The sequence below is a fragment of the Parahoeflea alexandrii genome (assembly GCF_027214025.1).
Taxonomy (GTDB): Bacteria; Pseudomonadota; Alphaproteobacteria; order Rhizobiales; family Rhizobiaceae; genus Hoeflea; species Hoeflea alexandrii_A.
Genome location: NZ_JAPWHB010000002.1, coordinates 331,316 through 353,782, shown reverse-complemented (window position 1 = coordinate 353,782; position 22,467 = coordinate 331,316). Strand labels below are relative to the sequence as shown.

Below are 22,467 nucleotides of genomic sequence, written 5' to 3'. Positions count from 1 at the left end.
CAGCAAAGGAGGACCCTGATATGTACAAGAACATCCTCGTGGCGGTGGCCCTTGATCACACACATGATGTTGCCGGCGCCTTTGCCGCTGCCCGGTCGCTTGCTGATGAAGGCGCGTCTGTCATCGCTCTGAATGTGCTGGAGGAGATGCCTTCTTACGTGGTGCCATATCTTCCTCAGGAGCACTTCAGGAGCCGGCATGCGGACGCTGAAACGATGCTGAAAGCCAAGCTTGGGGGCGTTGCCGATGTCAAGCCCGTCGTGGTCAGCGGACATCCCGGCACAACGATTGTCGAATACGCCACCGAGCACGACGTCGATTGCATCGTGATCGCGTCTCACCGTCCCGGCCTGCAGGACTATTTCCTCGGTTCGACCGCGGGCAGGGTGGTTCGGCATGCGCCCTGTGCGGTGCACGTGGTCCGATAGGTCTTCCGGCCCAACCAAACGAACCTGGTGATCAACCGGGCGTGCGAGGGTTACTGCCTGCCGTGCGGCCAGGTACGGACTTCGGTGCTGAAAGACGGGTTGCCATTGCAGCCGGTGAGTCTGTGAAGGCTGTCGTCTGATTTCCGCAACCGGCTGCACTGCGCCGGCCTTCACCCTGCCGCATCCCGCCACAGCGCAGCGATCCTGCTCCGCACCAGCTTTTTGTCGTCCTTGAGCAGGTTCTTCACGATACCGCGGACCTTCTCGTGCAGTTCCGCCGAGCGGGCCGCCATCACCGTGCGCAGGGTGGCGATCTCGGCCGGGTCGCCGATCGTGTCCGGGTCGGAGGCGATCAGGGCCTCGAGGTTGGCGAGATCGTGGTCGTCGCCGAGCGCCTCGCCGGCGAGATCGGAGATTTCAGCGCGCATTGCCATGTCGCCGGGCCAGACGGGGCTCATCAGCTGCACGTGCATGCGGTGATACTTGATGCGCTTGCGCAGATCGTGCCAGTCCTCGGCGAGGCCGCTGGCGGTCGCTGCTTCGAGCGCCCGGACTGCACGGCCGTAGTTCCGGGCGACGCCCCGGGCCAGCAGTTCGACGGCCCTGGCCTTGCTCTTCGGCAGCTTGAGCCCGGCAAGCGCCGCGATGCCGTCCTGGCAGTCGGCAATCGCCGCGGCGATTTTGGCTTCGAGGTCGGTTTCCGCCGAAGCGATGCGGTCACGGCGGCAGGCCAGACGGTCGCGGATGGCGGCAAGCTCGGGGAGATGGCTGCTCGCGGCGCCTGAGGCCAGCAGATGGTCCATCGCCTCGACCAGTGCAGTGGCGTCACGCACCGCCGACAGCGTGGATGCAATGTCGCGCACCCGGGCGTTCTCGCGGGCGCAGAATTCGGGTGCTGCGGCACGGACCAGCCGGAACAGGCCGCGCAGCCGCTTGAAACGCTTGCGCGCCTCGTGAATGGCTTCGTGCGGACCGTCGGGCCTGTTGCGCAGGCTCTCGATGGCGCGCCTGTACTGGATTTCGGCGACGCGCGTGACCTCGCCGGTCAGCGGCCTGCCGGGGCGGATGCTGTAACTCATCGGTGCGCAGCCTCGGGCCAGCCGTTGATCGCCAGCGTGGCGTTGGACCAGGCGGCTTCACCGGTGACCTCGCGTCCGAGCCAGGAAGGCAGCGCCGGATCGTCGCTCTCCGAGCCCATCTCGACCTCGGCGGTGACGAGGCCCGCGAGCCGGCCTTCATAGGCATCGACCTCCCAGACGAAGCCCCCGATGGTGAGGATGTGGCGGGTCTTCTCGATCACCCGCCCTCGGCTGGCCTCGGTCATCGCGCGGGCATCGGCAACGGGGATGGCGTATTCGAATTCGTGCCGGGTCATCGCCGAGACGCCGACCTTCACCGTCAGTTCGGCCCTTGTCTCGTCATAGATGCGCACCCGCATCGAGGTGTCGCCGTCGACGGCGACATAGGCCTGGACGATGGTTTGCGAGCTCTCGACGGCATCGCGCCAGGCGTCGCTGTCGACCAGGAATTTGCGTTCGATCTCAAGGGCCATGGTCCATCTTCGACCGGATGGGCCGGATTTGCAATCGAAGTCGCGGCGTGGTCTGCGGGGCAGATTGCCGCTAGAGCATTTTCGGTGAAAACGAAATCACCGGAAATGCTCCAGTTTATTGTTTTCACGCAATTCCGGACGCGAAACCGGTTTCCACTTTCGCTGGAATTGCTCTAGCGGAACATCGGCGGCCGGGCGTCGACCCAGATCCCGTCCCGTTTGCCTGATTCCGCCACCGCGAAGACGGCGGCCATCGAGCGCAGGCCGTCCTCGGCGCGGGGGTAGAGATTGGCGGCGGGGTCCATGCTCCGGCCTTGCTTCTCGGCGCGGATGGCTTCGGCGAGATCCTTGTAGATATTGGCAAATGCCAGCGGCATCCCTTCGGCGTGGCCGATGGTGACGCGGGTGGTGCGGTCTGCCTCGGGCGAGAGGTTTGCCTCGCCGCGCTCGATGGTCTGGAGGCGGCCGCCAAGCGGCATCCAGTAGAGCTGGTTGGGCTGTTCCTGGGCCCAGCGCAATCCGCCGTTTTCGCCGAAGACCTGCAGCGTCAGCCCGTGCTGGCGGCCGATGGCGATGGACGAGGTCCAGAGTCGCCCCACCACTCCACCGTCCATGCGGAAATTGACCATGGCGTCGTCCTCGAGCTCTCGGCTCGAAATGCAGGACACGGTGTCGGCGGAGAGTTTTTCGACTTCCTGGCCGGTGACGAAACTCGCCATGTGCAGCGCGTGAATGCCGCAATCGGCGAACTGGGCTGACACGCCGGCCTTGGCCGGATCATAGCGCCAGCGGACCCGAGGATTGTCGGCGTCGGCGGCATCCGCATGGTGGCCATGGGCAAACTCGGCCTTGACCAGCCGGATCCTGCCGAGATCACCGCGCGCAACCATCGCCTTCATGTGGCGCACCAGCGAATAGCCGGTGTAGCCGTAGTTGACGGCACAGATCTTGCCCGTGGCGCGGGCGGTGCGGACGATGTCCTCGCCCTGTTCAATCGTCATGGTCATCGGCTTTTCGCAGAGTACATGAAAGCCCGCCTCGAGAAAGGCCTTGGTGATCTCGTAATGGGTGGCGTTCGGGGTGGCGACGGTGACGAGATCGATGCGGTCTTCGCGGTTTTTCTCGCCCTCAAGCATCTCGCGCCAGTCGCCATAGGCGCGGTCGGTTGCAAGGCCCAGCCGCCTACCATAATCGCGGCCGGCATCGGGCCGGAGATCGAGGGCGCCGGCTGAAAACTCGAACTCGCCGTCAAGGCCGGCGCCGAGCCTATGCGCCGGGCCGATCTGGCTGCCTTCGCCGCCGCCGATCATGCCCCATTTGAGCTTTGTCATGGTCAGGTTCCCCGCTCAGAAGCCGATGGATTTGAGATAGGCGCGGTTGGCTGTGGCGTCGCCCAGCGTGTCGGGGTCGAGCAGGGGATCGCAATCCTGTTCCACCGTGCACCAGCCATCGAAACCGTGATCGAGCAGGATCTGCCGCACGGCGGGGAAATCGACGTCGCCTTGGCCGAGATTGCAGAAGATTCCTTGCCCGCAGGCATCGTAGAAGCCGGTGCGGTTGGCAATCGCCTTCGCTTTGACATCCGGGTCTATGTCCTTGAAATGCATGTAGGAAATGCGCTTCATATGGCGTTTCATGAAGCTGACCGGATCGAAACCCGCATAGGAATGATGGCCGGTGTCGAAGCAGATCTTCAGGATCTTCTCGTCGACCTCGTCGAGCAGGCGCTCGAGTTCGGGTTCGAAATCGATGAAGCCTGCGGCGTGGGCATGGATCCCCACCGTCAAGCCATACTCCTCCGCCCCGAGCTTGGCCACGGTGGCGATGCGGTCGCGGAAGGCGGTCCATTCGGCCTGATCCATCTGCTCGGCCTCGCTGGCGCGGCCGGCGGTCGGCGCGCGGCGGGGCGAGATCGAATCGATCAGCACCAGATGTTGTGCGCCATGGGCATGAAGCGCCTTGCAGGTGCGGACCGCACCATCCATCACGTCGTCCCATTGCGCCGGATCGTGGAAGGCGCGGAACACCACGCCGCCGATCAGCTCCAGTCCATTCTCTTCAAGCGCCTCGGCAAGAATTGCCGGATCCTCGGGCATGTAGCCCACCGGGCCAAGCTCGATGCCGGTGTAGCCGGCTTGCGCGCATTGGCTCAGCACCGTGCGCCAGGCCGGATTGCGCGGATCATTTGGAAACTCCACGCCCCAGGAGCAGGGCGCATTGCCGATTTGGATGGTCATGTCCTAGAGCCCTCAGAGCGTTTGGATGGTTTGCCAGGTTCTTGTCCGTGAGGAGGCGAAGGCCGCCGCCACGATTTCGTTGACCGCGAGCCCGTCGCGGAAGGTCGGCCAGACCGGCGTGCCGGTCTCGATCGCTTGGAGGAAATCCCGTGCCTCGATGGTGATCTGGTCCTGGTAGCCGGTGCCGTGGCCGGGGCCCTGGCAGAACGGCAGGTAATCGGGGTGCGCCGGACCGGTCAGGATCTTGCGGAAACCGCGCACGGCTTCCGGCTCGTCCATCCGGTAGAGCCAGAGCGCGTTCTGGTCTTCCTGGTCGAAGCGGATCGCGCCCCTGGTGCCGGTGATCTCGTAGGCGTAGCCCATCTTGCGGCCGGTGGCGATGCGGCTGAAATGCATCTGTCCCATCGCGCCGTTTTCGAACCGGCACATCATCTGGGCGTGGTCGTCATTCGAGACCGTTCCGCCGGGACGGTCGGTATGAACGGTCTCGATCTCGGCGATCAGAGAGCGGATCGGGCCGATCAGCGCCAGTGCTGCGTTGATCATGTGCGGGGCGAGATCGCCCATGGTGCCGTTGGCCTGGCCATCTGTTCGCCAGTTAGCAGGCGTTTCGGGGTCGGCCAGAAAATCCTCGGTGTGTTCGCCTCTGAACCAGGTGATGTCGCCGATCGCGCCCTGGGCGATCAATTGCCGCGCGAACTGGCTTGCGGGTGTGCGGATATAGTTGAAGCCGACCATGTTGGCCGCGCCGCTTTTTTCCGCCGCCTCGACCATGGCGCGGCTGTCGTCCAGGCTTGCGCCCATGGGTTTTTCACACAGTACCGGCTTGCCGAGCGCGAAGGCGGCCTCGGCGATGGCGCGGTGGGTGGATTGCGGCGAGGCGATGATGACGGCCTCGACCTGCGGGTCGGCGACCAGTTCCCGCCAGTCGCGCGCGGCGCGCCGGAATCCGTAGGCTCTGCGGTAGCGTTCGGCCGAGTCCGGCGAGCCTGCGGAGACCATTTCGAGCCGTGGCCGCAGGCCGGTGTCGAACACCGCGCCGACAGTCGTCATCGCCACCGCATGGGCCTTGCCCATGTAGCCTCCGCCGACGATCCCGATGCCGATCTCTCCCATATCAGCCTCTGTTTTGAAATTCAGTTTGCAACCGGTTGCAAAATAAGTATCCTCGGAATCGGAGTTTCGCAAGCGGCATTTTGGCAACCGGAAACAATCCGGAGAATCTGCCGCTGCCATCGGGAGGTTGCAGCGCTCATGAATGACGGGACCGTTCGGCTGACGACGGCGCAGGCCATCATCAGGTACCTGGCCAACCAGTATATCGAGATCGACGGCGAGGAGATGCGCCTGTGCGGCGGCGGTTTCGGCATTTTCGGCCATGGCAACGTCACCTGCCTGGGCGAGGCGCTGTATGATCATCGCGCGGAGCTGCCGCTCTATCGCGGCCAGAACGAACAAAGCATGGGCTTTGCCGCCGCCGGCTACGCCAAGCAGTGGCTCAGGCAGCGTTTCATGTTCTGCACGGCATCGGCGGGGCCGGGGACGGCCAATCTGTTGACATCAGCAGCGCTGGCGCATGCCAACCGGCTGCCGATGCTGATGCTGTGTGGCGACATTTTTCTCACCCGGCTGCCCGATCCAGTGCTTCAGCAGCTCGAGCATTTCGGCAATCCGGCCATGGGCTTGAATGATGCCTTCAAGGCGGTCAGCCGTTATTGGGACCGCATCACCCATCCGGCGCAGATCATCCAGTCGCTGCCCGCGGCGATCGCCACCATGCTCGATCCGGCCGATTGCGGCCCGGCATTCCTCGGTCTGCCGCAGGATGTGCAGGGTTGGGCCTATGACTACCCGGTCGAGCTGTTTGCGAAGAAGGTGCACCGCATCCGCCGGCAGGCGCCGGATGCACATGAAATCGCTGACGCCGCGGCGGCGATCTCCTCTGCGAAACGGCCGGTGATCATCGCCGGCGGCGGCGTGCAGTATTCGCGCGCGGTCAAGGAACTGACCGCCTTCGCCGAGGCCCGGCAGATCCCGGTGATCGAAACCATCGCAGGGAGGGCGAACCTCCTGAACGAGCACCTGCTCAATATCGGTCCCGTCGGCGTTACCGGTTCGGACAGCGCCAATGCGGTTGCCGAAAAGGCGGACGTGATCATCGCCATCGGCACAAGGCTGCAGGATTTCACCACCGGGTCGTGGACGGCATTCGACAAGGCGGCGAAACTGGTTTCCCTCAATGCCGCCCGGCACGATGCCTCCAAGCACCTGTCGCTGCCGGTGGTGGGGGATGCGAAACTTGCGATCGAGGCGCTCGATGCGGCGCTGGGCAGCTACGCGGTGCCTGGGGACTGGACCTCGTTTGCACAGGCCGAGCGCAAGGCCTGGGACACTTACGTCGAGGGCAATGTCGCGCATGGCAACCGGCCCAATTCCTATGCGCAGGCGATCGGCGTGGTCAACGCGCTGTGCGATCCGCGCGACCGGGTTGTCACCGCCGCGGGCGGGCTGCCGGCGGAAGTGACCGCCAACTGGCGCACGCTCGATATCGGCACGGTCGACGTCGAGTTCGGCTTTTCCTGCATGGGCTACGAGATTTCCGGCGGATGGGGTGCGCGCATCGCCCAGTTCGAGCGCGAACCGGACAAGGACACCATCGTCTTTGTCGGCGATGGCTCCTACCTGCTGATGAACTCCGATATCTATTCCTCGGTGCTGAGCGACCGGAAGCTGATAATCCTGGTGCTCGACAATGGCGGCTTTGCCGTCATCAACAAGCTGCAGAACAACACCGGCAACGAGAGTTTCAACAACCTGATCGCCGATTGCCCCACCGTCGCCGAGCCCTTCGCGGTCGATTTCGAGGCGCACGCGGCGGCGATGGGGGCGAATGCCGAAACCGTCTCCAACCCGGCGGAGCTGGGCGAAGCGTTCAAGCGCGCCAAGGCGAGCCCGAAGACCCATGTCATCGTCATGAAGGTCGATCCCTATGACGGCTGGACCACCGAAGGCCATGCGTGGTGGGAAGTCGGCACGCCGCATGTCACCGGCAACGCCAAGGTCAGGGCTGCGCACGAAGAGCAGGAGTCCACCCGCTCCAAACAACGCAAGGGTGTCTGAGATGAAACGCTTCACCGCGCAATCGGCCGATCCACAGATCATCATCGAAGAGCTGCTCAATGGCGGCGGTGCGGTCGCCATTTCCGGCCTGTTCACGCCCGAGGATATTGCCGAGGCCCGCGCCATTGTCATGGCGCATTCGGAGAACGAGACGGAGAAGGTCACCCATTTCCAGGGCGCGGCGGAACAGGAGGGCAAGATCAACCTGCAGCGCCGGGTCTGGAACCTGCTGGCCAAGGGCGAGGTGTTTTCGCGCATGGCGGCGCATCCCGTGCTGATGGATATCCTGCGCAAGTTCCTTGGCACCGAATTCATCATGGGCTCGATCGCCGCCAACCGGATCCTTCCGGGCGGGCCGGGGCAGGAGCCGCATGTGGATTATCCTTATTGGGATTTCCACAAGCCCGAGACCCATCCGATGGGCTTCAACGGCTCGTTTCCGATGAATGCCCAGGTCTCGGTGATCCTCGATCCGTTCACCGAAGAAAGCGGCGCCACGGCTTACGTGCCCGGAAGCCAGAAACAGCTGCGCTACCCGACAGCGGAGGACGGCTTCCATGAACGCTGCGAGCGGATGCTGGGCGAGCCCGGCGACGTAGCGCTGTTTTACGGTGTGACCTGGCATTGCGCCATGCCGAACCGGTCCGACCATGACCGTAGCGCCATCCTGATCCAGTACCTGCCCAAATGGGTCAAGCCGATGGAGGACATGCCCGCGGCCTTGCCGCAATCCTTCCTCAATGCGGCGAGTCCCGACATGCGCCAGCTTCTGGGGCTCAATTATCCCTATCCGGAAGTGCTCGATGCGGCGCGCGCCGGCAATGCGGAAGGCCGGGCATGAATGTATTCGAGGGCATCAGAGCGCGAAACTTCCTCGTCATCGGCCGGGTCGGCATGGATCTGTCGCCAGAGCCTGCGGGAACCCGCACCCGTGATGCCGCTTCGATGACGGTGGGCATGGGTGGCTCGAGCGCCAATATCGCCGCCGGCCTGGTCAAGTTCGGCTGCAAGGCGGCGCTGGTGACCAGGGTGTCGGACGACGCTGTCGGTTGGTACTGCCTGAACCAGCTCGATCATTACGGCGTCGACCGCAGCCATGTGAAGAGGATCACCGGTGAATACCGTACCTCGCTCGCGGTCTACGAGAGCCGGATCGAGGAGCATCAGAGCGTCATCTACCGCAACAATGCAGCGGACTTCCAGATGGACCTCGCCGATGTCGAAGCGGTGGATTATGCGCGGTTTGGTGCGTTGATCACCGCCGGCACGGTGTTTGCCGCCGAGCCCTCGCGCTCGGCCGCGTTCCGGGCGTTCGAACTTGCCCGGGCAGCCGGTCTGCCGATCATCTTCGACGTCGACTACCGGCCCTACTCATGGCCGTCCCCGCAGGTCGCGGAGGAGGTCTTGTCGCGCGCGGGCGCGATGGCGGATGTCATTGTCGGCAATGACGAGGAATTCGGCTTCATGGCCGGCGGCATCGACAAGGGTCTCGACAAGGCGCGTGAGCTGGCGCGCTCGAGTGCCGCGATCGTGGTCTACAAGATGGGCCCGGACGGCGCGGTGACGTTTGCGAACGGCGATGAAATTCGCACCGGCATCTATCCGGTCGAAGCGCTCAAGCCCACCGGGGCGGGCGACAGTTTCATGGCGGGGCTGCTGGCCTCGCTGTCGGAAGGCCGCGATATCCGCGACGTGGTGCTGCGCGGTTCGGCCTGTGCGTCCATCGTCGTCTCACGGCCCGGCTGCGCTCCTGCCATGCCCGATACCCAGGAACTCGAGGCCTTCCTCGCAACCCATCCCGGCCCGACCACAGTCTGAGCCCCATATCGTCTGAAAGGACCACACCCATGCATATCGCGCCCTATGACAACCAGAACAAGCCGATCGTGGACGCCGAGAATGCCTGCGTGCCGCTCAACTACTTCAACATCGTCAAGCTGAAGAAGGGCGAGGCGTTCGAGTATCAGGTGCCCGGCTACGAGACCTGCATCGTTCCCGCCACCGGCAGCGTCGATGTCAGTGTCGAGGGCGTGTCCTTCGCCAAGCTCGGCAATCGCGGCGTCGATGTCTGGGACGGCGAGCCGGAAGGCGTCTATGTGCCGGTCGGCGCGAAGGTGACCATCGTCTGCGTGTCCGACCGGACCGAGACCTTTATCGCCGGGGCAAAATACGACAAGGTGCTTGAGCCTTTCGACGTGCGCGCCGACGGGCTCGATCTTGTGCAGTACGGCTCCGACGACACCAAGACCCACCGCAAGATCAAGCACATTCTCGGCCAGAAGCAGCATGGCAAGGTCGGACGGCTTCTGGTCAGCGAATTGTTCACCGTCGGGCAGGGTGGCTGGTCGGGCTTTCCGAGCCACAAGCACGACACCGATCGTCTGCCTGATGAGACCCGGCACGACGAGACCTACAATTTCCGCTTCCGGCCCAATCACGGTTCCGGCGTGCAGATGCTGCAGCGCGAGGACAACAAGCCGGGCGACGCCTACCACATCGTCGACGGCTCGACGATCTGCCTCGACAAGGGCTACCACCCGTGCTGCGTGCTGCCGGGCTACGAGATGTATTATTTCACCATCCTCGGCGGGCTCAGCCAGCGCTCGCTGATCCAGTATTTCCAGCCCACCCATGCCTACCAGATCGAGACGATCCCGGGCATCAAGGACATGGTCGCGAAGTTCAAATGAGCATTGCAACACTCGCCGAAGTCCTGCAGCCGGCACTCAGGGGCGGCTATGCGGTGGCCGGGCTGGTGACGCTCGGCTGGGAGGACATGCGCGCCTATGTGGCCGCCGCCGAAACCGAGGGCCTGCCGGTGATCCTGCAGGCCGGCCCCTCCTGCCGGGCGCACACGCCGCTGCCGATCCTTGGCAAGATGTTCCGCCATCTCGCCGAAAACGCGTCCGTTCCGGTCGTCGCCCATCTCGATCACGGCTACACCTTCGAGGAATGCAGGGAAGCGCTCGACAGCGGCTTCACCTCGCTGATGTTCGACGGATCGCGCAAGCCGCTCGAGCGGAATATCGAGGAGACAGCGCGGATCACCGAGATGGCGCACACGGCCGGCATTTCCTGCGAGGGTGAAATCGGCTTCGTCGGCTATTCCGGCGGCGAGACGTCCGCTGGCACCGATCCGGAGGAAGCCGCCCGTTTCGCCCGCGAAACGCGCGTTGACGCGATGGCGATCTCGGTCGGCAACGTGCATCTGCAGCAGGACAGGGAAGGCGGGCTTGACGAGCCGCGCATCCGCGCCATCGAGGCGCTGACCGAAGTGCCGCTGGTTATCCATGGCGGATCGGGCGTTCCGGTGGCGCAGCGCACGGCGCTGGCTCGCGGCTCGCGGATCTGCAAGTTCAACATCGGCACCGAACTCCGCATGGCCTTCGGCGACGCTCTGCGGGAGGCGGTGAACCGCGACCCGGACCGCTTCGACCGGGTGACAATTCTCAAGGAAACCCATGACCCGGTGATGGCGGCGGCCCGCGAGGTGATCCGCGCATTCGGCCCGGGCCAACCATAACTGTCGCAACAGGAACAGACGCATATGCTCAACATCGGACTCTTAGGCTGCGGCCGCATCGGCCAGGTTCATGCCGGCAGCCTGCAACGCATCGACAATGCCCGGATCGCGGCCGTCGCCGACGCTTTCCCCGAGGCGGCAAACGCACTGGCTGCCAGGACCGGCGCGGCGGCGATACCGGTCGACGAGATCATCGCCAGCCCGGATATCGACGCGGTGGTGATCGGCACGCCGACGGACACGCATTTCGACCTGATCGAGAAGAGTGCGAAGGCCGGCAAGGCAATCTTCTGCGAAAAGCCGGTCGACATGTCGGCCGACCGGATCAGGGAGCTGATCGGCGTGGTGGAAGCCGCCGGCGTGCCGTTCCTGACCGGCTTCAACCGCCGTTTCGACCCCGGCTTTGCCTCGATGAAGGCGCGGATCGAGGCCGGCGAGATCGGCGATGTCGAACTCGTCACCATCCTGTCGCGCGATCCTTCGCCGCCGCCGGTCAGCTACATCAAGAGCTCGGGCGGCCTGTTCCGCGACATGATGATCCATGATTTCGACATGGCCCGCTTCCTGCTCGGCGAAGAGATCGTGCGGGTCTTCGCCACCGGTTCGGCACTGGTCGATCCGGCGATCGGCGAGGCCGGCGACGTAGACACCGCTGTTGCCGTGCTGACCACCGCCTCGGGCAGGATCTGCCAGATCTCCAACTCGCGCCGCGCCACCTACGGCTATGACCAGAGGGCCGAGGTGCATGGCTCGCTTGGCCTGATCAAGGCCAACAATGTGGCTGAAAACAATGTCGAGATCGCCAGCGGCGCCGGTTTCCGCTCGGCGCCGGCACAGCATTTCTTCCTCGAGCGCTATGCCGGAGCCTATCTTGCCGAGATGAAGCACTTCATCGACTGCCTGACCGAGGGAACCGCGCCGTCACCGGGCATCCGCGATGGCCTTGCGGCGCAGCTGATAGCTGATGCGGCGGCAAAATCGCTGGCCACAGGCGTGCCGGTCGATCTGGGGTAATGCAGACTGAATGCAAAAACGCCTCCGGCAGACAGAGCGGCCGGAGGCGGAAGGTGCTGATAACACCCTAGAGCTGAACTGTTTGCCGATTGGCCTGTTGGATCAGGCGGCTTTTGCCGCCTTGGGAGCCTCGCCGGAGACGCTCTTGGAGATGGTATCCAGTGCCCACTGCTTGATCTGGGCCTCGAGCTCCTCGTTGCGTTTGCGCAGCGAGTCCACTTCAACATCCATCTTCTCGCGTTCGGCCTGCTGGTAGGCGTCAAGCTGTGCCTGCAGTTCCTCGTTCCGGGTCCTGAGCGATTCAACATCCTGGCCGCTCATCGAGTCCAGCTTGTTCTGGAGCGCGAGAACCTGCGAGGTGATCTTCGACTTGAATTCCGTGAGTGCTGCGACCTGGGCGGAAAGCTCGTCAAGGTCGGCGCCGGACTTTGGTGACAGGAACATCGCGGCAATCGAAAACAGCGCGAACAACGGGACCAGGACGATGGAGGAACCGGCAAGCGTGTGCAGCAGGCCGGCATGACCGACATCGAACATCGCTGCGAAGAACAGGGCGCCAAGCGTAATCGCCGCGACGCCGAGAGCTTTCGAAACCATGCCCATCATGCCGCCTTTATTGCTCTGGGTCTTGGTATTGTCTGATTTCTGGGCAGCCACGACGAACTCCTAACGCGATAACAAGCAATTGTTTGTGTAGACCGGCGCAGGGATGGGCGCGCCCCGTCAAGGGCAGGCGGCGACATGCAAGCGCGGTCTGAACCGGTAGTCCAACATGCCTGGATCATGTGCGATCGAACTGGCGGGCGAGAGTGCGTCATGCCTCCCCGGAGAGGGGTCTCGCACCTTCAAGCTAGCAGCACGTACTTAAAGAAAGGTGAAAACCCTTGGGCCTGCAATCCCCTGGGCAACCGGGTGGCCGCGCCGCGCTCAGGACAGGTCGCGCGGCGCGATTCAGGTCACATGCGATCGAGATTGTCGCGGTTTTCGGAGCTGCGACGCTCCGTTTTGACCGTCTCGAAACAGGCCCCGACTTCCATCCGGGCCATCTTGATCAGGTAGGACAGGAACTTTGTGTCCGAACGCAGCGCTACCTTGTCGGCCTGACGCGAGAGCTCGTAGGCGCCGGCCAGAAGGGCCTGGATCTTCAACAGGGTGATGGTCTCCTCGATGCTTGCCGGATTGTCGCTCATGAAGCAGCCCCGATCTCCGGGGTCAGGGATGGCTTGATGAAGGGCAGCTGCGTCCCCTTGCGGATCAGCAGTGGGCGATCGACGGACGCGTGCACCCGGCCTGAATGCAGGGCGGCTTCGTTGACTTCGACATAGGCCACCAGGCACCAGTCGCCCGACAGGATGCGCGGCATCCCGGCGGGGATCACTTTCCAGCCAAGGTCGAGCCAGCGCTTGAGCAGGAATTGCTGCAGCACGCCGCCGGTGTGGGTGATCCCCTCGTCGAGGCAGTATTCCATCACGGCGCAGAACATCTGGCCGAGAATTCCGGTGGCGCCGACGCCGCGGTACTCGGGCAGCACGTAGGTCCGGGTCCAGTCGGCCCATTCGGGGCTGCAGGGAATGCCGATGTTCTCGCACATGTGCGGGAACTCCTCGGAGACGAGGTTCGGAATGGTCGTCGGCATCAGGCGTGCCGAGGTGACCACCCGATCTCCGAGCATTCCGAGCAGGTAGGTGGCTTCCGGCGTGTCGAAGGGATCCAGTTCCAGGCCGTCATCACTGATCGGCACCCAGCGATTGGCTACGGCGTAGTAATCGTGGCGGCGTCTGAGAAACTCTTCGAACTCGCGTTCATAGAGATGCTTGTTCTGGGCATTGACAACATGGGCTTGGATCATCGCTTTTCCCCTTGGTTTTAAGGGGAAGATAGATGTGCCCGCTAGTGCATGTCGCCTAGCGATTCCGCCAGTTGACCAAGGGAGATCTCGCCTTGTTGAAGTGCCCGCGCCACGGCATGGGTCGTGTTGGTGGCGTTGAGCTTGGCACGAATCTGCGCGGTATGGAAGCGCACGGTCTTCTCGCTGATGCCGAGGATGACCGAGACATCCCAGCAGGACTTGCCGGCCGAGGTCCACAGCAGCACCTCGCGCTCGCGCGCGCTCAGCCTGCCGCGCACCGGACGCCGCTGCTGGCGCCGTTCAATGGCGGAAGAGGTATAGATCGCCATCAGGTTGAGCGCGCCGCGCTCCTTCTGGCTCAGCTTGAGCTTGTTCGGGGCGCCGAACGACAGCGCCGAAAGCCATTCGTCCCGTGAAAAAACCGGCACGATATAGCCGTCCGCCAGGCCATGTTCGCTGGCTTCGCCGGCGATCTGAAAGGCGCCGTCCCGGGAGGAAAAGCGCGGTTCGACCTCGTGCCAGGCAAACGGCGACATGGTTGAATAGACCTGCTGGCAAACGGCATCCTTCCTGGCGTAGTCCCGCTCGACGTAGCGGTTCCACCAGGACTGCGGAAACCGGTTGGTCTTGACCAGCGGATCGATCGAGCTGTCGCCGACCGGCAGGCCGGTGTAGATCATATGCTCGATGCCGTAGTCGCCGATGACTTGCAAGAGGTCGTCAAGAAGGGCGTCAATCGTGATGTGATTGTCGACCCGCTCGATGAATTCGAATACCGCTTTTTCCTGCGTGCCCATTAGATAACCCGGTGTCAGATAGCCTGGAATGACCTGAATCAGACCATTTATTTCGACACCGTAACCCTAAAATTGTATGGAGCAAACATCAAAGATCGACAATACAGGGACGGGTAGTCTTGCGGCGCGTGGACAAGTTCGACTTCAAACAATTGGCACTCGAAATTTAGCATATATTACTCGAACTGTGCGGCTCGATGACGATCAGGCGGCCATGGCTTTCCAACCAATACAATCTCTATTGCTCATTTTTGCTCCGGTCGTGAGTTTCACCTTTTCATGGTTTCGATTGCAACACCGGCGGGCCGAGGCCCGCACTGCTGGCTTCGTCGGGGCTACGGATAGGTTCGCTCGGTGATCGGCGTTGTCTCGATCAGGTTCTCGATCGCGCCGACAAGAACCCGCTCGGCCGGATTCAGGCTGCGGCGCGGATTGGTGACAAAATGGATGTCGGCGACCGGCAGGCCCGAATAGGGCGGCAGCGGCCACAGCAGGCCCGCATCGACATCGCGATTGGCGACATGGACCGGCAGCGCCCCCACGCCGATCCCGGCAACGATCATGCGCCGCACCTCGGGAAGATTTGCGGAGATGCCCTTGACCACGGGATTGAGCAAGGCGCGCTCGCGCAGCTGGGCGAGCAGGAACAGCGGGCCGCTTTCGACCTCGGTCTGAAACGAGACAGAGTTCTCGCCCTTGAGTTCGGCAAGCTTGATCTGGGTCTTGCCGAACAGCCGGTGGCGCGGACCGCAGTAAAGCGCGAACCGTTCCCGGTAGAGCGGCCTGGCTGTGAGCTGAGGGTCGGGATCGCGCATCAGGCAGACGCCGAAGGTCGCCCGGTTCTGGCGCAGCCGGTTGAGCACTTCCGAGCTCTCGGCAATCGAGATCGAATAGGTCACGTCCGGGTTTTCCGTATTGAAGCGGTGCAGCAAGGCGTCGAGATGCGTCGAGACCACGTGGCTGGTCATGACGATGTTGATGTGGCCGCTGACATGCTGCTTGGCCTTGTTGAGCAGTCCCGGGATCTGGGACACCACGCTGAACATGGCGTTGCATTCCTGATAGAGCAGCTGGCCGGATTCGGTGAGCGCGAAATTGCCCGGGCGCCGGTCCACGAGCGAGACCCCGACTGTTGTTTCCAGGCGCTTGAGCGCGCTCGAGATCGTCGGCTGTGTCACACCAAGATAGTCCGCTGCGCGGGTCAGGCCCTTCTGATCGACCACGATCATGAAGGTCCTGAGCAGGTTCCAGTCGAGATTCCAGGGGAAGCGTTGTTCGTAAGGCTGCATCATAAATCCTGTTTATAGTCTGGATAGATATTATTTGTTTGATCCATAGTAAATCGCCATGCGAGAAAATTGTTCAGGGCTGATGCAGCACACGCGGTTTTCGGGCGCGCAGCAGGGCAGTCCGGCAATTCATCGACCAACAGGGGAGCGATATGAACGCTTTTGCCAAGATCATAGGGACCGTGCTCACTGCGGGAACCATTGCCTTCATGTCTGCCGGCACGGTTGCCGCGGACGAGCTTGCGACACTCAAGGAAAAGGGTGTCATGCGCATTGCCATGAGCGGCGCCTATCCTCCCTTCAACTTCGTCAACGAGCAGAACGAAGTGGTGGGCTTCGACGCTGCCATCGGCACGGAGATCGCCAAGCGCATGGGGCTTGAAGCCGAAATCGTCACCACCGCCTGGGACGGCATCATCGGCGGGCTTCTGGCCAACAAGTACGATGCCATCGTTGGCTCGATGTCGATCACCGAGGAGCGCTCGAAGGTGGTCGATTTCGTCGGTCCCTACTACACGACCAAGCGGGCGATCTTCACCAAGGCCGGTTCGCCGATCACCAGCGTCAAGCAGCTGGGCGATGTCACCGTCGGCGTGACGCTCGGCGAGACCCATGAGCAGTGGGCGCGGGAACAGGGCTACACCGTCAAGACCTACAAGGGTCTGCCGGAGCTGCTGCTGGAACTCGAAAACGGTCGCGTTGACGCCATCATCGCCGATTCCGTCGCAGTGATCCTTGCCGCCAAGGAAAGCGGGCGCGACCTGGTCGCAATCGACGATCTCGAGACAGATTCCGTCGGCGCCGGCATCGCCATCCGCCAGGGCAACCCGGAACTCAAGGCCGAGATGCAGAAGGCGCTCGATGCCATCCAGGCCGACGGGACCTATGTCGAAATCGCCAACAAGTGGGTTGGCGGCGACATTCGCTAAGCTCTACCATGTTCCCGCGCCCGGATTGCCTGGGCGCGGGGTACACAACCGCCCGCGGGATCCAATCAGGAACGAATTGCCATGAAGACCAGCTACGGTCAGCTCACCATCGATGAAGTCCGCGAGGCGGACAAGGACCGGGTGGTCATCCTCTCGGTCTCGGCCACCGAGGACCACGGCTCGCACATGCCGCTCGACACCGACACGGTGCTCGGCATGGCGGTGGCCGAAGGGGCCGCGAAACTGGCGCCGGAAGACATCCTGGTGATGCCGCCCATTCCCTACGGCTTCAACGAGCACCACAAGGATTTCCCGGGCGTCATCTGGATCGAGCCCGAAACGCTGATCTCGTTCATCACCGACATCACCAAGTCGCTCGCCCATCATGGCTTCCGCCGCATCCTGCTTCTGAATTCGCATGGCTCGAACCATCCGGTTCTCGATCTCGCCGCGCGCAAGACGGTGATCCAGTCCGAGGTGCTTTGCGTCTCGGCCTCCTACTGGAACCTGTGCGCCAAGGAGATCAACGCCATCCGCAAGTCGGAGATCGGCGGGATCGCGCATGCCGGAGAGTTCGAGGCGGCGATGTACATGTACCTGCATCCCGATCTGGTGGACCTGAGCAAGGCGACCAAGCAGATCGCCCACAATCCCGGCAGCAAGTTCTTCAATCTCGATCTCGCCGGGGGCGGCGGCAAGGCGATGCTGATGCGCTGGTGGTCCTCTGTCTCCGAAGACGGCACGATGGGTGACCCGACTGTGGCAACGGCGGAGAACGGCAAGAAGTTCCTCGAAGCGGCGGTCAACGCCACCGTCGAACTGGTCAAGGAAATCCGCGCGCTGCCGCTGCTGCCGCGCAAAGACCATCACTGATCACTCGCAACTGACGACCAGCACTTGAAAGGGGAAGGGGGACGCCGTGGACACTGACCTGATGCTTCGCGTCTTCCCGTTCTTCCTGCAGGCGGCCTGGGTCACCATCCAGCTGTCGGTGCTGTCCTGCGCCATGGGCCTGGTCTGCGGCGCCCTGGGAGCGGCAGCGCGGCTGTCGCGCTCGCCGGCGCTGCGGTTCACCGGGGCAACCTATGTCAGCGTCATCCGCGGCACGCCGGCGCTGATCCAGGTGTTCATCCTCTATTTCGGCGGCCCGCAGATCGGCATCCAGCTCGAGGCGTTCGAAGCAGGTGTGCTGGCGCTCGGCTTCAACATCGGCGCCTACATGACCGAAACCATGCGCGGCGCGATCATCTCGGTCGACCGGGGGCAGAACGAGGCGGCGCGGACGCTGGGGCTGAGCCGGTTCGAGACCTTCCGCTCGGTGATCCTGCCGCAGGCGCTCAGGCTGATGATCCGGCCGCTCGGCGTCAACATCAACGCGCTGATCAAGGGCACGGCGCTGGTCGCCGCGATCTCGGTGGTGGAGCTGACCTACACCGCGCAGCGCTACATCGGCTCGACCTACAAGCCGTTCGAGATGTTCCTGCTGGCCGGCTCGATCTACATGGTGATCATCTATGTGACAGGCCTGGGCGTGTCCTGGCTCGACCGGCGGGTGGCGCTCAAATGACGGCGCTCCCGCAGACATCCGGAGGCCGTCATGGGTCTTGATTTTTCGGTCGTGCCGGCCTTTGCCGGGGCGCTGTTTTCGGGGGCGCTCTGGACCATCGCGATCACACTGAGCGCGGCCGTGCTGAGTTTCTTCGGCGGCATCGTGTTTGCCGTCATCGCGCTCTATGCGCCGCTGGTGATCCGCTACCCATTCCGGCTGTTTGCCTGGCTGTTCATGGGCACGCCGCTGCTTTTGCAGCTGTTCCTGATCTATTTCGGCCTGATCCAGATCGGCATCGACCTGCCGGCCTTCGTTGCCGGCGTCATCGGGCTGGGCTTACATTTCGCGGTCTACAATTCCGACATCATCCAGGCCGGCATCCTGGCGGTGGACAAGGGCCAGTACGAGGGCGCGCGCACGCTGGGGCTGAGCCGGATCCAGACGCTTCGAAAGGTGGTCGTGCCGCAGGCGGTGCGCTCTGTGGTGCCGCCGATCGGCAACAACATGATCGCGCTTCTGAAGGATTCCGCGCTGGTCTCCGTGATCGGCGTGGCCGAGCTGACGCTCTCGTCGCAAATGGCGATTTCGCGCACCTTCCGGCCGTTCGAATTCTACGTGGCGGCGGCTGCCTGCTACTACGTCATCAACCTTGGCCTCGAGGCCGGATTGCGTCGCATCGAGCGCCGCATCCAGCTTGCCCGCTAGGGCCTGAAGGGAGACACGCATGAGCGACAGACCGATCATCGACATCCGCCACGCGGCCAAGAGTTACGGCCCGCTGGAAGTGCTGAAAGACATCAGCCTTCAGGTGCAGAAGGGCCGGATCGTCGCCATCATCGGGCCGAGCGGCTCGGGCAAGTCGACGCTTCTGCGCGCCATCAACGATCTCGATCCGCTGAGCTCGGGCGAGGTCTGGCTCGACGACATCCAGGTCAACAAGGCCCTGCCGCCGCGCCAGTACGAGACGCATATCAATTCGGTGCGGCAGAACATCGGCATGGTGTTCCAGCACTTCAACCTGTTTCCGCACCTGACGGTTCGCGACAACATCACTCTGGCGCCGAAGATGCTCAAGGGCATTTCCAAGGCCGAAGCCGACCAGCTGGCCGTCGAGCAGTTGAACAAGGTCGGGCTTCTCGACCGGATCGACTACTACCCGTCGCAGCTTTCGGGCGGGCAGAAGCAGCGCGTGGCGATCGCCCGGGCTCTCGCCATGAAGCCCAAGGTGATGCTTTTCGACGAGGCCACATCCGCGCTCGACCCGGAACTGGTCGAGGAGGTCAACCTGGTGATGAAGCAGCTCGCCGAAGAGCACATGACCATGATCATCGTCACCCACGAGATGGGCTTTGCCCAGGACGTCTGCGACCGGGTTCTGTTCATGGACCAGGGCGTGGTCGTCGAGGAAGGCCCGCCGGAGGTGATCTTCCGGAATCCCTCCAATGAACGAACCAAGAATTTCCTCCGCAAACACCTCAAAGGACAGCATTAACGTGAAGACCAGCGGCGCCGATCTGAAGTCGAACCTCTTCTACCAGTCCCGTCTCACCCGGCCGATGCTCGACCGGTCGGAGGGCATCTATCTCTATGACACCACGGGAAAGCGCTACCTCGACGGATCGAGCGGCGCGATGGTGTCCAATATCGGCCATTCCAACCCCAATGTGCTTGCGGCGATGAAAAAGCAGATGGACAAGGCCACCTTCGGCTACCGGCTGCATTTCCAGAACGAGGCGGCGGAGAAGCTGGCGCGGATGACCGCCGAGCGGATGCCCGAGGGGCTCGACCGGGTGTTCTTCGTTTCCGGTGGCTCGGAGGCGGTGGAAAGCACCATCAAGCTTGCGCGGCAGTATGCGCTGGCGATCGGGCAGGACAGCCGCTGGAAGGTGATCTCGCGGTTTCCTTCCTATCACGGCGGCACGCTCGGCGCCGTGGCGCTCACCGGCTACGACCCGCTGACCAAGCCGTTCGAGCCGATGCTCAGGCCGATGCCCAAGATCGCCGCACCGCTGTGCTATCTCGACCGTGACAATCTCTCCGACCACGATCGTGGCCTGAAGTACGCCGACATGCTGCGCGACGAGATCATCGCCCAGGGGCCTGAAACCGTTCTCGCCTTCATCATGGAGCCGGTCGGCGGCGCCTCCACCGGCGCGTTGGTGGCGCCCGACAGCTATTACGGCCGCATCCGCGAGATCTGCGACGAGTTCGGCATCCTGTTGATCTACGACGAGGTGATGACCGGGGCAGGCCGCACCGGCAGATTCGTGGCCTCCGAGCACTGGGGCGTGATCCCCGATATCGTGGCGCTGTCGAAGGGCTTTGCGGCGGGCTACGCCCCGCTCGGCGCCATGGTGGCGCAGAACGAGATCGTCGATCATGTGCTCGACGCCGGCGGCTTCATGCACGGCTTCACCTATGCCGGCAATCCGCTTGCCTGCGCCGCCGGTTGCGCGGTTCTGGAAGAAATGGACCGGCTGAAACTGGTCGACAACGCCCGCGACATGGGCGACCTCTTGAAGGCGGAATTGACCAAGCTGATGGACCGCTATCCCTTCATCGGCGACGTACGCGGCAAGGGGCTGCTCTTGGCCTTCGAGCTTGTCTCCGACCGGGAGACGATGACGCCGCTGCCCAAAGGCCTCAACGCCTACAACCGTCTGGTCGATCTCGCCTACGAGCGCGGCCTGATCATCTATTCGCGGCGGACCCGCGGCGGGCACGAGGGCGACCATTTCCTCGTCTGCCCGCCGCTGATCATCACTGCCGCGCAGGTCGGCGAGATCATCGCCACGCTGATCGAGTGCCTCGATGCGATGGCCGGCGAGATGAACCTGCCGGTGAACTTGTAATGCCCGCACTCGACAAATCCGCGGGGCTGACGGAAGCCATCGCCCTGATCGGCGACGGCGCCCGCGTCATGATCGGCGGCTTCGGCGTGCCGGGCACCCCGTTCTGCCTGATCGAGGAGCTGGTCCGGCGCGGGCCCAAGAACCTCACCATCATCAAGAACGATGCCAACGAGCCGGGAATGGGGGTCGACTGGCTGCTGAGCGCCGGCATGGTCAAGCGGCTGATCACCAGCCATGTTGGACTGAACGGCAACGCCATCAGGATGATGAACGCCGGCGAGATCGAGGTGGAATTCGTCGCCCAGGGCATTCTCGCCGAGCGCATCCGCATTGCCGGTGCCGGCCTGAAAGGCTTTGTCTCCGACATCGGCATGGGCACCCTGCTGGCCGAAGGCAAGCAGAGGCTCGAGATCGACGGGGCGACCTACCTTTTCGAACCGGCGATCGAGGCCGATTTCGCGCTGGTGCATGCCGCCCGCGCCGATGCGGGCGGCAATCTCGTCTACGAGGCGACCGCGCGCAATTTCAATCCGCTGATGGCGATGGCGGCGGAATGCACCATCGCCGAGGCCGAGACCGTCCTGCCCATCGGCGACATCGGTCCGGATGCGGTGCACACGCCGGCGCCGTTTGTCGATCACCTGGTGGCGCTTGCCGAACTTCCGGAGGTCTACGGTGTCGTCAAAAGATAGAATGCTCGCCCGCGCGGCGCGCGACATCACGCCCGGTATGACCGTCAATCTCGGCATCGGCCTGCCGACGCAGGTGATGAATTTCGTCCCCGCCGATTGCCCGGTGTGCCTGCATTCGGAAAACGGGATCGCCGGGGTCGGCGGGCTGGCAGCGCCCGGCCACGCCAACCGCAACCTGATTGATGCCGGCGGCGGCTACATCACCTGTGCGCCCGGCGGATCGTTCTTCGACAGCGCGGTGTCATTCGCGCTTGTCAGGGGAGGGCGGCTCGATCTCACCCTGCTCGGCGCCTTCGAAGTGGCGGCCAATGGCGATCTTGCCAACTGGATCATTCCGGGCAAGTTCGCGGCAGGCGTTGGCGGCGCCATCGAACTGGCGCAGAAGGCGCGCCGGGTCGGGGTTCTGACCACCCACACCGACAAGCACGGCAATCCGAAGATCCTCGAGCGCTGCACCCTGCCGCTGACCGCCGTCGGCTGCGTTCACCGCATCTACACCGACATGGCGGTCTGCGACGTGCATCCCGACGGGTTGCATCTTGTCGAACTGGCCGAGGGTATAACCCTCGCCGAGGTGCGCGAGGCCACCGGTGCACCGCTCGTGGTCGCCGACGGACCGATGCCGACATTCTAGGA

Annotated in this window: 25 protein-coding genes; 15 read left to right on the top strand and 10 right to left on the bottom strand. The window is 63.4% G+C overall.

Annotation, left to right across the window (positions count from 1 at the left end):
- Positions 1-20 precede the first annotated feature (20 nt).
- A complete protein-coding gene (locus O4H62_RS07875; RefSeq protein WP_269386826.1) occupies positions 21-428 on the top strand; it encodes a universal stress protein in 408 nt (135 codons plus the stop codon).
- 170 nt (positions 429-598) lie between these two features.
- On the opposite strand, the gene O4H62_RS07870 is transcribed toward O4H62_RS07875, so the two are convergent.
- The 5 genes from O4H62_RS07870 to O4H62_RS07850 form a co-directional block, all read right to left on the bottom strand.
- The gene (locus tag O4H62_RS07870; RefSeq protein ID WP_269386824.1) at positions 599-1,507 is read right to left on the bottom strand and encodes a CHAD domain-containing protein; all 909 of its coding nucleotides are present in this window, start codon (positions 1,505-1,507) and stop codon (positions 599-601) included.
- On the bottom strand, positions 1,504-1,980 hold the full coding sequence (locus O4H62_RS07865) for a CYTH domain-containing protein (protein WP_269386822.1): 477 nt from the start codon (positions 1,978-1,980) through the stop codon (positions 1,504-1,506). The genes O4H62_RS07870 and O4H62_RS07865 overlap by 4 nt, the downstream gene beginning before the upstream one ends.
- 173 nt (positions 1,981-2,153) lie before the next feature.
- Positions 2,154-3,311 carry a Gfo/Idh/MocA family protein gene (locus O4H62_RS07860; protein WP_269386820.1) on the bottom strand — a complete coding sequence of 386 codons (1,158 nt, stop codon included), beginning with the start codon at positions 3,309-3,311 and terminating at the stop codon, positions 2,154-2,156.
- 15 nt (positions 3,312-3,326) lie between these two features.
- Positions 3,327-4,217 carry a sugar phosphate isomerase/epimerase family protein gene (locus O4H62_RS07855; protein WP_269386818.1) on the bottom strand — a complete coding sequence of 297 codons (891 nt, stop codon included), beginning with the start codon at positions 4,215-4,217 and terminating at the stop codon, positions 3,327-3,329.
- A 12-nt stretch (positions 4,218-4,229) separates the two neighbouring features.
- Positions 4,230-5,333 carry a Gfo/Idh/MocA family protein gene (locus O4H62_RS07850; RefSeq protein WP_269386817.1) on the bottom strand — a complete coding sequence of 368 codons (1,104 nt, stop codon included), beginning with the start codon at positions 5,331-5,333 and terminating at the stop codon, positions 4,230-4,232.
- Between the two features lie 138 nt (positions 5,334-5,471).
- On the opposite strand from O4H62_RS07850, the gene iolD reads away from it, so the two are divergent.
- Genes iolD through iolG form a run of 6 tightly spaced genes read left to right on the top strand, consistent with a single transcriptional unit; the run spans position 5,472 to position 11,874 of the window.
- Positions 5,472-7,337 (top strand): 3D-(3,5/4)-trihydroxycyclohexane-1,2-dione acylhydrolase (decyclizing), encoded by a 1,866-nt coding sequence (gene iolD / locus O4H62_RS07845; protein WP_269386816.1) that lies wholly within the window; start codon positions 5,472-5,474, stop codon positions 7,335-7,337.
- A 1-nt stretch (position 7,338) separates the two neighbouring features.
- Complete coding sequence (locus O4H62_RS07840; protein WP_269386814.1) at positions 7,339-8,178, top strand: phytanoyl-CoA dioxygenase family protein; 840 nt, start codon at positions 7,339-7,341, stop codon at positions 8,176-8,178.
- Positions 8,175-9,155, top strand: coding sequence for a 5-dehydro-2-deoxygluconokinase (gene iolC / locus O4H62_RS07835; RefSeq protein ID WP_269386812.1), 981 nt, complete (start codon positions 8,175-8,177; stop codon positions 9,153-9,155). The genes O4H62_RS07840 and iolC overlap by 4 nt, the downstream gene beginning before the upstream one ends.
- Positions 9,156-9,184: 29 nt before the next feature.
- Positions 9,185-10,027: a 5-deoxy-glucuronate isomerase gene (locus tag O4H62_RS07830; RefSeq protein ID WP_269386810.1), complete on the top strand. Its 843-nt coding sequence runs from the start codon at positions 9,185-9,187 to the stop codon at positions 10,025-10,027.
- Positions 10,024-10,860, top strand: coding sequence for a class II fructose-bisphosphate aldolase (locus O4H62_RS07825; RefSeq protein ID WP_269386808.1), 837 nt, complete (start codon positions 10,024-10,026; stop codon positions 10,858-10,860). The genes O4H62_RS07830 and O4H62_RS07825 overlap by 4 nt, the downstream gene beginning before the upstream one ends.
- A 24-nt stretch (positions 10,861-10,884) precedes the next feature.
- Positions 10,885-11,874: an inositol 2-dehydrogenase gene (iolG, locus tag O4H62_RS07820; protein WP_269386806.1), complete on the top strand. Its 990-nt coding sequence runs from the start codon at positions 10,885-10,887 to the stop codon at positions 11,872-11,874.
- A gap of 102 nt (positions 11,875-11,976) precedes the next feature.
- Here iolG and O4H62_RS07815 read toward each other — a convergent pair whose 3' ends face one another.
- From O4H62_RS07815 to O4H62_RS07795, 5 genes are all read right to left on the bottom strand, one after another.
- The gene (locus tag O4H62_RS07815) at positions 11,977-12,531 is read right to left on the bottom strand and encodes a hypothetical protein (protein ID WP_269386804.1); all 555 of its coding nucleotides are present in this window, start codon (positions 12,529-12,531) and stop codon (positions 11,977-11,979) included.
- A gap of 299 nt (positions 12,532-12,830) precedes the next feature.
- Positions 12,831-13,064, bottom strand: a complete 234-nt coding sequence (locus O4H62_RS07810) for a hypothetical protein (protein ID WP_269386802.1) — start codon at positions 13,062-13,064, stop codon at positions 12,831-12,833.
- A complete protein-coding gene (locus O4H62_RS07805; protein ID WP_269386800.1) occupies positions 13,061-13,723 on the bottom strand; it encodes an acyl-homoserine-lactone synthase in 663 nt (220 codons plus the stop codon). The genes O4H62_RS07810 and O4H62_RS07805 overlap by 4 nt, the downstream gene beginning before the upstream one ends.
- A gap of 41 nt (positions 13,724-13,764) precedes the next feature.
- On the bottom strand, positions 13,765-14,520 hold the full coding sequence (locus tag O4H62_RS07800; protein ID WP_269386799.1) for a LuxR family transcriptional regulator: 756 nt from the start codon (positions 14,518-14,520) through the stop codon (positions 13,765-13,767).
- Between the two features lie 335 nt (positions 14,521-14,855).
- Positions 14,856-15,809: a LysR family transcriptional regulator gene (locus tag O4H62_RS07795; RefSeq protein ID WP_269386798.1), complete on the bottom strand. Its 954-nt coding sequence runs from the start codon at positions 15,807-15,809 to the stop codon at positions 14,856-14,858.
- Between the two features lie 152 nt (positions 15,810-15,961).
- On the opposite strand from O4H62_RS07795, the gene O4H62_RS07790 reads away from it, so the two are divergent.
- The 8 genes from O4H62_RS07790 (at position 15,962) to O4H62_RS07755 (ending at position 22,465) form a co-directional block, all read left to right on the top strand.
- A complete protein-coding gene (locus tag O4H62_RS07790; protein WP_269386797.1) occupies positions 15,962-16,738 on the top strand; it encodes a transporter substrate-binding domain-containing protein in 777 nt (258 codons plus the stop codon).
- A gap of 81 nt (positions 16,739-16,819) precedes the next feature.
- Positions 16,820-17,611 (top strand): creatininase family protein, encoded by a 792-nt coding sequence (locus O4H62_RS07785; RefSeq protein ID WP_269386796.1) that lies wholly within the window; start codon positions 16,820-16,822, stop codon positions 17,609-17,611.
- Positions 17,612-17,657: 46 nt separating this feature from the next.
- The gene (locus tag O4H62_RS07780; RefSeq protein WP_269386795.1) at positions 17,658-18,305 is read left to right on the top strand and encodes an amino acid ABC transporter permease; all 648 of its coding nucleotides are present in this window, start codon (positions 17,658-17,660) and stop codon (positions 18,303-18,305) included.
- Positions 18,306-18,335: 30 nt separating this feature from the next.
- The gene (locus O4H62_RS07775; protein WP_269386793.1) at positions 18,336-18,992 is read left to right on the top strand and encodes an amino acid ABC transporter permease; all 657 of its coding nucleotides are present in this window, start codon (positions 18,336-18,338) and stop codon (positions 18,990-18,992) included.
- Positions 18,993-19,011: 19 nt separating this feature from the next.
- Positions 19,012-19,779 carry an amino acid ABC transporter ATP-binding protein gene (locus tag O4H62_RS07770; RefSeq protein ID WP_269386791.1) on the top strand — a complete coding sequence of 256 codons (768 nt, stop codon included), beginning with the start codon at positions 19,012-19,014 and terminating at the stop codon, positions 19,777-19,779.
- Positions 19,730-21,139 (top strand): aspartate aminotransferase family protein, encoded by a 1,410-nt coding sequence (locus O4H62_RS07765; RefSeq protein WP_430538393.1) that lies wholly within the window; start codon positions 19,730-19,732, stop codon positions 21,137-21,139. Before O4H62_RS07770 ends, O4H62_RS07765 begins: the two co-directional genes overlap by 50 nt.
- Entirely contained in the window at positions 21,139-21,831 is a 693-nt protein-coding gene (locus tag O4H62_RS07760; RefSeq protein WP_269386789.1) for a CoA transferase subunit A, read from the top strand. The genes O4H62_RS07765 and O4H62_RS07760 overlap by 1 nt, the downstream gene beginning before the upstream one ends.
- A 1-nt stretch (position 21,832) precedes the next feature.
- Positions 21,833-22,465, top strand: a complete 633-nt coding sequence (locus tag O4H62_RS07755; RefSeq protein WP_269387556.1) for a 3-oxoacid CoA-transferase subunit B — start codon at positions 21,833-21,835, stop codon at positions 22,463-22,465.
- Positions 22,466-22,467 lie beyond the last annotated feature (2 nt).